Genomic DNA, 10,260 nt, shown 5'->3' with positions numbered 1-10,260 from the left:
CGGCGTGCGCGGGTGCGAGCGGCGCGGACAAGGGCCGTGATCTCGGCGCCGCTCTGCCCGAGGAGGCGATCGGCCAGGCGGGCCAGATCCGGCGCGGGGATGTCCGGACTGGCACCGGCGAGGATGGCCTGCACGCCGGCGCGGTCGGGGGGCGTGACGGGGATGTGCCGGTCGAACCGGCCCGCGCGCCGGATCGCGGGGTCGACGGTGTCGGGATAGTTGGTGGCGGCGAGCAGGATTACGCCCTCGGTCTTCATCAGGCGGTCGAGCTGGGTCAGCAGGCCGGTCACGACACCGATGATGTAGCCGTTGTGGCTCTGTCCGCGTGTGTGAAAAGCATCGATCTCGTCGATGAAGAAGACGCTCGGCGCGTTGGCGCAGGCGCTGGTGACGGCTTCCGTGAGGGCTTTGAGCATGTCGCCTTGATGGCCGCGCCGCTGGTTGTCCGCGTAGCTGGTGGCGATCAGGGGGATCCCGGCCGAGCCGGCCAGCGCTTCGGAAAGCATCGTCTTGCCGTTGCCGGGCGGGCCGTAAAGAAGGAAGGACCGGGTGACTTCGGACCATGCGAGCCGACCGGCGCGCCACTCCGCGAGATCGGCGCAGAGGTCTTCGAGTGCCTGTCGGGCAGCGGGTTGGCCGTGGACATCGGCGAGCGTGACCTGTCCGGGTTTCGTGTCCGGCGCGGTCAGCCGGGCAAGCTCGGCCTGTACCGCGTCAATACTGGGCGCGGCGAAGATGGCGGCGAGGTCGAGGTCCGACAGCCCGGCCGCGTCGGCGTCGGACAGGTCCAGCGCGGGTGCCGTGACGTCATGGATCTCGGACAGCAACGCGCGCAGCATCGCGGCGCTGATCGGCCTGAGTGGCAGCGTCAGGGCGACGCGGCGGCGCAGCTTGTCCGGCAGCGGCGATCCGGGGTGCAGGATGGCGATCACGCCGAGCCCGCGCAGCAGCGCCCGCTCGATCTTGGTATGCGTCATTTCCGCGTCGACGCCTTTGCCGGATCCTGCCTGTTCGACGACCCGCGGCTTCTGCACGCCAGAAGTGGCACCGGCGTCGATCATGGCGTTAACGATTTTCTCAACCCGCTCGCGGGCCGCGGCATCGGGCGCTTCGATGACGTGCAGCACGCCGGGCGGCGGGATCATCCCGGGGGTCCCGGCGGCGGCATGCGCCGCGCCGAGTTGCAGCGTCGTCACGGCGCTCAATGCGCTGGCTACCTCCACCGGACCGCTGTCCGGGAGTTCGGGCAGCGGGTCGTCGAAGACATCGCCGTAGAGGTCATCGATATCAGTCCGCGCGGGCGCGGCGCGGCGCAGCTGCGCGATGGCATCGGTGAGGCCGGGAAGGTCGTGGTGTGTCTGTGTCTCGGACATGGGAAATCCTCTTGAAGTCACGCATGGCGGGGCCGGCCCGGGCGCGCCAACACGCGCCGGGTCGGGTGGATTGAAGAGGCGGGAAGCTCAGGCGGCGGCGGTGCCGGGGGTCGTGTCCGGACACTTGTCCGGGACGGCGTCGGCAAGCCCGAGGTCGTGAAGGGCGGTGTCGAGGCTTTGCCGCGGTCTCTGTCGCAGGCCCGGTATCTCCGAGGTTGCGACGACGTGGGACGGGCGCCAGGCGGCGGTGAACTTGATCACGCTTTCGGGCAGCACGACGAGGGCCAGAAGGTCGAAGTCCGCTCGTGCGTAGGGCTTGGTGCCGACCGGGCCGCGCTGGTAACCTTTCCGGATTTCGAAATGATAGCTGGCCCCCGAAGGCACGTTCCGGGTCTTGATCTGAACACGCAGGAAAATGTCCGGAAGCCAGAGAACGCGGTCGAAATGCTCGTGCTCGTCGGCCGGCACCACGCGCTCGCCCAGCCGCATCATGAGGCTGTCGAAAAGAAGCTCGCCGGATGCGCCGAGCTGTTTGCCATAGCGGCTGAGCGTGGCGCCATCCAAGTGCGGATAGTGGGCAAGTGCGGTGCGGGCGATGCGCGCTTCGGCGGGGCGCTCCGGCAGGTGGAAGCCGGGCAACGGCAGTTGCTGGGGCATGTCACGCCTCCGTGTTCGTGGGAAAAGAGCGCGGGCCGGACCTGCCAACCCGCAGAAGAACAAGGTGTGTGACGTCAGGTCGGGACCGGCGCGAAATCCGTTTCCGGAAAGACGAAAAGACCGTCGCCGCCGAACTCGCGAAGGCTTGCAAGATCATCGAAGTGACTGAAAAAGCTCTGCGACAACCGCTTGGTCAGCCGCGCGGCAGGCGACTGCCCGTCGATCGCGAAGATGTCGCGGTGCCGGACCGTCGACTGATAAAAATGCTGCCGGTCTCCGTCGTCCTCGAACGTGAGCATCACATAGAGAACGTGCGCCAGCCGCCGCAGCGAGCGATCTTCGGGCCTGTAATCCGGCGCGACCAGCACGTCGCCGACAGTTTCGCACAGCGCTTCGCGCGCCGCTTCCGCTTTTGCCAGGCGTTTCCGGAACGCCTCGGACAGGATATCGATGCCGGGTGCATCCACCGACTGCTCGTGCGCGACAAATGACTCGAGCTGCGCCAGAAGGTGGTTGAATGCCCGGGAAACGGGCGTGTGCGCCGGCGCGCAGCCTTTCGCCGGATGGAGGGCAGTGGTATCGATCGCCGTAGCCATGATGATCTCCTATTCAGATCGTGATGGTTAGAGCGCGGGCAAGAGGGTCGGATCTCTTGCCCCGCTCGTCAATTTATGATATCGAAAATAAGAAAAATCAAGGGGCGGTCATGAAAAAAGGTGTGGGCAGGCCAAAATCCGACACGGAAGGCGTGATGGTGAGGCTTCCGCGCGAGATGATACGACAGCTTGACGAAGTGCGTCGCGAGCAAGACGACATACCGACCAGACCAGAGATGATCCGGCGTATCCTCGCGGATTGGCTCGACAGGAACCCACCTGGGTCGTGAGGCCGTTCTGACCGACACTATCCGACATGGTTACACGCTGTCGGAACGGGATTATTGTTTTTTGTCAGCACCTTCCGACGTTTCCGACATATCCGACACGACATCGTCAAGAATGCGGCGGCGCAGCTTGTAGCCCCGGCTCTCACCCGTCACGCCCTGCGGCATGCGCGCTTTTATGTTCCGCCCGTCTCCAAACTCCAGAAGCCCGCGGCGCTGAAGGGCTTGCGCGGCACGCTTCGGACACTCTCCATCGTGGATGTGCTCCCATATCTGCGTGGGTAGAAAGATGTGATCACCCTTCGCGTACGCTGAAGGCTCCGGAATTGACTGTGCCGTATCCAGATCGTGAATCCGGTCACGGTTCTCGAACAAGAAAACCTGCACGCGCAAGACAGCCTGTTCCTCCAGACGATCGTGGTGCTGGCCCCGGTTTTCGAGCCAGAGCCCGAAGGTCTCCAGCGCAGCCTCCATCGCATCACCCTTGTTCCAGTTAGAGATGTGATAGTGCGTTGACAGCTCGCCGGCCGCTGCAATCAGCGCGAACCGCTTCCTGGCCCGGCCCGGCACGCCTGACCCGGTGCGCGGATGCCGCTCTTCGGCCTTCTGGATGGAGCGTTCCATCAGCTGTCGCGCCTTGAGCCGTGCGCGCTTTGGCTCGTTCAGGACGGCGGCGACAAACGCCGGGTCGGCGTGACCATAATGCGCTGCCGCGGCATCGCGCAAAGCGTCACTGAAGACCCGGCCATCTTCGCAGTCATGAAGATCGTCGAACGCGCCGAATGTCTGTTGATCCGCCTCGATGTCCAAAGCGCGAACAGCCTGCCCGGCTTGTGCAGTCCGCCCGGCCTCCTGCAGTTTCTGCCGCAAGCTGATCTCGCCGCTGGACAACATCATCAGCTGCCAGTGCGCCGCTTGCCCGAGCTGTCCGTTCGACTTCGACCGTGCTTTTCCCTGACCGTTTCCAAGCATGTAAATGGCAGCGTCTGCCGCTCGTCCATCGACTTCGGCCAGCTCGTCGAGGCAAAGCAGCATGCTGTTCGCGCGCTCTGCTGTGCCTTCCAACCCATTGTCGGTCGCCCTCCAGCGCCTGACGCCTTCGGGCCCCCACCATATTGACGCGGCTGCCGCGAGCAACGTGGACTTGCCAGACGAGGAGCCGCCACGGAAATGCAGCATACCATTTTCAAGACCCAATAGTTCGACAAGCGGACCGGCGAATGCCGTCGAAATCGCCACCATGAGCAGCGGGTTCCCCCGCGCACGCGCCGCGATTTCATCGCTCCAGCCTTCGAGAGTCCCGCGCGCGGGAGGTGCGCGAAAGTCATCCGGCCCGGTATAAATGACGTTCTCCGATCCTTTCGTGACGCCATCGGGCAGCACGAATGCTTCGGTGCCGGCAAGCCAGCCGCGCCGATGGGTGATCGTGAAGCGCGCCGCAGGACGCCATTTATAAAGGCATTTTGCGAGCCCCTGTTGCCCGGTAAGCTCGACATCAAATCCTTCGTCGATCAGATTGCGGATGACGCGGCTTCGTGCGCCGACAATGTCGCTGGCGCGTATGACCCGTCGAAGCCGTCGGTTGTCGATGGTGATGAACTCGACGACTCGACCATACTCCCGCCCGTGCACGTCGTGAGTGACGCCGATTACCGATATCCAGCCGCAAAGTCGCTGCAGCTCGATCTCGCCGTCCCGCGTGATCCGCTCCGCGTAGAGACACCGTGCACCAAGACGGAACCCCTCCGGCGGGTAATTGAGCGAGATCGGCGCGCCGTCGGCAACAAGGCTAAGGCTTGGCATGTGTCTTCCTCCGTTCCAGACCGCGTGGATCAGATGACCCGCGCTTCACACAAGATAATGTGTCCGAACGAAAGAATCGTTGGTGATGTTGTCCGGGATTTCGATGGCGCGCGCTTTTCTGTGGATAACTACCCCGTGGCCCAGTTCCTCCGAGAATATCCCGCAAAGTTGTCCGGAGTGAGCCTGCCGTCCGAGCCAGACCTCGCCCCCGTCCCGAAGGTCTCGCGCCACCTCTGCATCTTTGCCTGTCCATGAACACTTTTCGTGGTGCATGTCATAATCAACTGGAAAACTCGCGACATCGGAGCCCGTCAACGTCGAACCTATGTCCGGAGTCGGCCCACAGCCGACATTGTGGTGGCTCTCGGATGCTGCACCGCGGCTTTGTCGGAGCGGCCGTATGTGTTCAGCTTCTCAAATGGAAGAAACTTGGTGAGCCGGGTCAAGCATCGCGCCTCTGGTTGGTTGCATACGCGGCAAAACGCGTGCCATGATAGAAATGCTGAACTTATTTCAGGGGGAGACGCAATAGAACAACAGCTTCGAGAACTTTTGGATCGGTTCCTTGAGATCCATGGGGTGCATGGGGTCGTGCCTGCGCCAATTCCACTTCAGTTCAATGCTGCCCCACATACGCGACCAGGCCCCTTACGACATGAACGCGGAGTGTACCTGTTCTTTCGAGATCAGGAGTGGCTAAGAATTGGTCAAACCGGGTACTCTCCACGGTTTACCAGTCAACACTACGGCACGAGGCGAGCAGGAAGCACTTTTGCGAGGGATATCTGGACTAATAGAAACGATTTTGAGTTCGATGGTGCTGAAGCGCAAGTAGGTGATTGGATATTTCAGAACACCGGGCGAGCGAACATTCGAATTCCGGATCAACATGGCGATGCCATGACCCTATTGCTCGAAGCGTTTCTACACGTCCACCTCAACCCACGTTTCGAGGGGCGCCGCTGAAGGTCGAGGGTTTAGGCCGGCTCGGCCCAAAGCGGTCACTCGCCGACCCCGCCATCGCCGCAGCGCAGCTTCACCAGATCAGCCAAACGGCATCCTGCGGCGCCGGGGGTCTCCAGGACTTGCCACAAGGCTCTGAGCCGGTTCTCTTGTGCAGGGCCTCCGAGCACTGCAACACAAACTTGTGGACTTCTTATATGTTCGAACGTATATTCACTCAAGGGTGGGATCCATGAAGCGGCGCGACGTGGAAGCGTGTGACGGCTTCGAGGAGGATTTTATGGTCCAGCTTGAAGGGCTTACAGCGGAAACAGCGGCTGGCTTCCTCGAGCTGATCGACGACCTCAGGCACACGGTTCCGGAGCCCCGAAACCGATGCGGGGTTCTCAACGTCAAGCGTGAGGTCTTCGCACTTCCGATCCCGGGAGACGGCTTGGTCAACGTCGTGATCTCGGTCAAAAGCCCGCCCTCGACCCGTGTCGACGTGCACGAAATCTCGCAGCAGGGATTTGACGACATCTGCCAGCGCATGCCGGGTGTCGTCGTTCAGCAGCTTGGCTGCAGCGCCTCATTTACTTGGGAGAGCGATCGATGAGCAAACTGATGAAAGCCGCACGGAAAAAGCGGCCGGACGCGGTCGAGCTGCTCGAGAATGATCCGTTGCGGGTTCAGATTGCACGGCAGCTTCGGACTGCCAGAAAGGACGCCGGTCTTACTCAGGCGCAACTCTCTGCTGAATCCGGCATTTCGCAGCCGGTCCTCTCTGGCATGGAGTCGCCCACCGGTCCGATGCCGGAGATCTACAGCATGGATCGCTTCATGAAGGCTTGCGGAAAGAAGCTGTGGCTCAGCTTCGAGACAGACGATGAGCCCGTCGAGGTCAAGCATCCGCAAGTCGTCTCGAAGCCAGTAACCCGAAGGATGATAGCTGGAGTGCACCGCGTCGCCCGCCAGAAGGGCAAGCTCTGGCAAGTAGTGGAGGCTTACAAGGGCGCGAAAGCTCAAAAGCGAGGCCAAGTTACCGTGGCCCTTCACCCTACCAAGGAGTTAATTGTGCAAGGCTCACCGCGTTTCGCGAAGGTGGGCGTAAGCGGTAGAGAATATGCCGTTATTGGTGATGAAGCCAAGGATCAGAAAGGCGCCGGGCTTTTTGTTGGAACGGCAAGCGTGATCTCGCAAATTTATTCGAAGCCGACCGTAGTGCTGAAGACGCCATCTAGGCCAACAAGTGGGGCCAAAAAGCACTGATCCGAGAGCAACTCCGTGTCATTCGAGACCTTCACTAATCTTCTCGGGGTCGTTGGCTTGGCAGTGCTTTCGGTGCCGGTATGGCGCCTCAACCGAAACCGCAAGATCCTGCAGAGAATAAAGAATGCCGACCGGCCAGACATTACGGACTCAACCTTTCGCAAGAAGGTTGTCGACGTAGCAAGGATGAAGAGCGAAGAGGAGGTCTCGGCATGGCGTCCCTGGCACGAAATCTGTTTGTGGGTCGGCTATGGATGCCTATTTTCGTCGGCTCTGGTTCGCTTGGTTTGCCCGTGAAACCTCAAGCTGAGGTAGGCTGTTGTAACCTACCCTCCCAAAATATGAGGCACTGACCGTCTGCGAGCTACTTGCAGGCTCTCAGCCGCGGATGATCTCCGTCGCTTCGTACGAAGGGAAACGCCAAGCACGCGTTGAAGATGGTCCAAAAGTCGGCTTCCAAAACGACGGCCTGAATGGCTCGATGCTGCAGCGAAAGTCCTCTCTCCGCCCTTTGTGTCGAATGCTGCAACTGCTAAGGTCGTACGGGATATCGGCGTTACAGGCTCGACGTCCATTCTCGCCATCCCTGTGTCGGCATAATGGATGGTGCGATCACGAGGCCGGGCGGGCCCGGCCCGTGTCACGCGCTGATCAACCCAACTGTTCCTTGAACTTCTCGATCACGTCCTCGACCGACAGGCCGAGACCCTCGAGCATCGACAGGTTGATCGCCTTTTCCTCGATCATCGCCGTCACGGCCTCGGGGTCCACCTCCGCCAGCGCGGAGTGGTCGATCCCGCTTTTGCTGGTCTTCGAGATGATCTCGTCCGTGCCGCCGAATGCGTCCATCGCGCCGGCCAGCATATCTCCAAGTCCCATGGTGTGCTCCTTACTCATAAATCGTGCGGCGCCGCCGCCGAGTTGAGGCTGCCACGTCCGCACCCTGACCGAAAGGCCCGCGCAGACCGTATGGCCTTCGACTCAGTGGGGCCGGCGCGGCAGTTTCGGTCGGCCAGTCGGGCCGGCCGAGATCAGCTGGTTCAAGTCACTCATGGATACTTGGTGATCGCAGAGCGACTGCTCTGGCTTTGCGTATCGTGTGCGTGCAACTTATCCAGAAGACGCTCCTACAGCTACCCGTCGACGAGGCTCCAGAACCCGTGCTTTCGGCGGTGATCCTCGCGAAGGGTTGCGAGGAACGCATCATGCGTCGGGTGGTCGCCGTAGTCCGCGATGGCCGCATCGCAGGCCGCGCAGTCGGCAAGGTGCCGGGCCGCGTGGCGGTAGCGTTTCGATTTGGCACTTCGCAGCGTGTCCTCGATCATTGCGCGGCGCATCAGCGTCGCGGCGAGCGGGTGGTCGGCATCGAGCGCCTCGGCGGCGGGGGTCAGCGTCTCGAACCTGTTCCCGTCCAGCTCGGCGGCCCGCGCCAGCACCACCCGGGCGGCCCGCGCGGGGGCCGGCCAGTCCACTAGAAACCGGATCGCCGAGACCGGGTGCGACTGCGCTTCAACCCTATCGAGGGCCGCCTCCTCGGCCTCCATGTCCTCGAAATCCGGTAGAAGCGACAGGTACCGCCGCAGCGCCGGGGCGCTCAGCCCGGCGCGGAAGCGGTCCCACAGGTGGTCTTTCAAGGCGTCGTGATGGCCCAGCTTTTGCAGGCATTCCTCATACACCTCGTCGAGGTCGTGGCGGAACATCCGCGGGCCCTTGCCCTGCTCGGCCGCCCGCGCGCGGGTGACGATGCCGTGGGCCTCCTCCACGCGGCTGGCGTCCAGCAGGCGCCGCGCAACCCCCGGGGCGATCGTGCCGTAGGTGAGTTGTTCGTCAGTGAAACGCGCGATGTAGGCGTCCACGTCGCCCTCGGCATCGGCAACGTCGGCCAGGATGATCGAGCGGGTGGACTCGCGGTTGCGCTTCACGATCTCCTCGGGCGCCGTGGACAGGCCGAAGCGCCGCCACTTGTCGAGTTCGGCTTGGGTGGGCGGCGTGTCGGCCCACTGGTTGGTGACCATCTTGAGGTGCGCGAGCCCCTCCGGCCCCAGCGCCTCGGCCGTCGCGGGGATGATCCCGTCGAACTCGCCGTAGTCCGCATCGGCCACGGCTTCGAGCACGCGCTCGGCCAGCGCCCTCGGCTCGGCGGTGATTCGGGGCGCGACCGCGCCGATCAGGTCCACCGCCCGGCCCATCACGTCGCCGACCGCGCCGTTGCTGTCGTCGGTGCGCGCATGGATCGACGGGGCCAGGTGCAGGAAGGACCAGAGCAACTCGAAGGCGGTGTCGGCCGCGTCGGGCGCGATGCGGGCCTCGATCATGTCGAGCAACCCGCCCAACTCCTTGACCAGCGCGCGCTGCTTGCGCCAGTCTAAGAACCCTGAGGCCCGGCGCAGCGACGCAAACCGCTTGCGGATGTCGGCGGCCATATCCTTGGGCCCCTGCGCCGCGCTCAGCGCCATGCGCGCCTGCCGCTGCAGGGCGGCGTTGCCGGCAACGAGATCGAGCACCAGATCGGCCAGCGCCGCGCTGCCCAGCCGCTCCAGGTTTGTCTTGTTCAGCGTCTTGCGAGACATCGGTAAAAGCCGACCTTCATGCGTGTTTGACCGCCACACTACATCACTTTTTCGCCGCGACAATCGATGCGGGAGCGCCTTGGGGGCGGTGTGAGCGGCCGTAACTGCGAAATTCCACGGGCAATCCTGCCTTACGCGCTTAGGGTGTCATTCATAATCGACAAACTGCACGTCATAATCATAAATCTGGACATCATAACCGGTTTCGTTGATCAGCACGAAAACCGGCCCTCAGGTATGAAAAGATGTTCAATAAGGCACGAAAGACACAACGAACCATATGAACGACTAAAAAGACTCCACGATATGCCGAGCGGCTTCGGCCTGGCGGACAGCGGACCACATGCTGCCCTCGACGTCAGACCTGCCGAACAAGCGCGCTCCGGCGCAGTCGCGAGAGCATCCCTGAAAGGCGGAACACACCGCTTCTCGACAATCGCGGCATCGTCGGGATTCCCTTGCGTACCGCACCGAGAGACCGGCTGACGCGCAATTCCTGCGGCTCGGGATGCCCGTGATGGCCGATCCGAGATGATCATTTCACCCTGCTACTGTCCCTCTCAGTGCCGCACTGCGCTCTGGTCAGAACGGTCTGCGCCTCGTGATCTCAGCCTTGGAACCTTACCCGTTGTGCCATTCACGGATGATGCGGGATCGGCCACGATTGGGTTGGGGCACGGTTTCCTGAGACAGTTCATAGCGCTAATTTTCCATCGAAGGAGAATGGACCATGGACGACAAGAACAGCTCGACACCTGGCGCG

General features: G+C 62.5%; 9 protein-coding genes. 3 read left to right on the top strand and 6 right to left on the bottom strand.

The window, feature by feature from the left end; genetic code table 11:
• The 3 genes from ACH107_RS26300 to ACH107_RS26290 all read right to left on the bottom strand — a co-directional run.
• A partial coding sequence (locus tag ACH107_RS26300; protein ID WP_412508594.1) for an AAA family ATPase occupies positions 1-1,373 on the bottom strand: 1,373 nt, incomplete at its 3' end.
• Between the two features lie 87 nt (positions 1,374-1,460).
• The gene (locus ACH107_RS26295) at positions 1,461-2,030 is read right to left on the bottom strand and encodes a hypothetical protein (protein WP_412508593.1); all 570 of its coding nucleotides are present in this window, start codon (positions 2,028-2,030) and stop codon (positions 1,461-1,463) included.
• Between the two features lie 74 nt (positions 2,031-2,104).
• Positions 2,105-2,626 carry a hypothetical protein gene (locus tag ACH107_RS26290; protein ID WP_412508592.1) on the bottom strand — a complete coding sequence of 174 codons (522 nt, stop codon included), beginning with the start codon at positions 2,624-2,626 and terminating at the stop codon, positions 2,105-2,107.
• Between the two features lie 23 nt (positions 2,627-2,649).
• Here ACH107_RS26290 and ACH107_RS26285 point away from each other — a divergent pair, with 23 nt between their 5' ends.
• Positions 2,650-2,916, top strand: coding sequence for a ribbon-helix-helix domain-containing protein (locus ACH107_RS26285; RefSeq protein WP_412508591.1), 267 nt, complete (start codon positions 2,650-2,652; stop codon positions 2,914-2,916).
• A gap of 51 nt (positions 2,917-2,967) precedes the next feature.
• Here the strand turns inward: ACH107_RS26285 and ACH107_RS26280 are convergent, their stop codons facing one another.
• Entirely contained in the window at positions 2,968-4,716 is a 1,749-nt protein-coding gene (locus tag ACH107_RS26280; RefSeq protein WP_412508590.1) for a DUF927 domain-containing protein, read from the bottom strand.
• A 1,195-nt stretch (positions 4,717-5,911) separates the two neighbouring features.
• On the opposite strand from ACH107_RS26280, the gene ACH107_RS26275 reads away from it, so the two are divergent.
• A complete protein-coding gene (locus ACH107_RS26275) occupies positions 5,912-6,274 on the top strand; it encodes a hypothetical protein (protein WP_412508589.1) in 363 nt (120 codons plus the stop codon).
• The gene (locus tag ACH107_RS26270; protein ID WP_412508588.1) at positions 6,271-6,927 is read left to right on the top strand and encodes a helix-turn-helix domain-containing protein; all 657 of its coding nucleotides are present in this window, start codon (positions 6,271-6,273) and stop codon (positions 6,925-6,927) included. Before ACH107_RS26275 ends, ACH107_RS26270 begins: the two co-directional genes overlap by 4 nt.
• 651 nt (positions 6,928-7,578) lie before the next feature.
• On the opposite strand, the gene ACH107_RS26265 is transcribed toward ACH107_RS26270, so the two are convergent.
• Together ACH107_RS26265 and ACH107_RS26260 are read right to left on the bottom strand one after the other, a co-directional pair.
• Positions 7,579-7,806, bottom strand: coding sequence for a hypothetical protein (locus tag ACH107_RS26265; RefSeq protein ID WP_412508587.1), 228 nt, complete (start codon positions 7,804-7,806; stop codon positions 7,579-7,581).
• Positions 7,807-8,060: 254 nt separating this feature from the next.
• Positions 8,061-9,497, bottom strand: coding sequence for a DUF6880 family protein (locus tag ACH107_RS26260; protein WP_412508586.1), 1,437 nt, complete (start codon positions 9,495-9,497; stop codon positions 8,061-8,063).
• Positions 9,498-10,260: the final 763 nt, after the last annotated feature.

The organism is Roseovarius halophilus (ex Wu et al. 2025) (genome assembly GCF_047086965.1).
The sequence above is the reverse complement of the archived record's forward strand: the minus strand, read 5'-3'. Positions and strand labels throughout refer to the sequence as shown.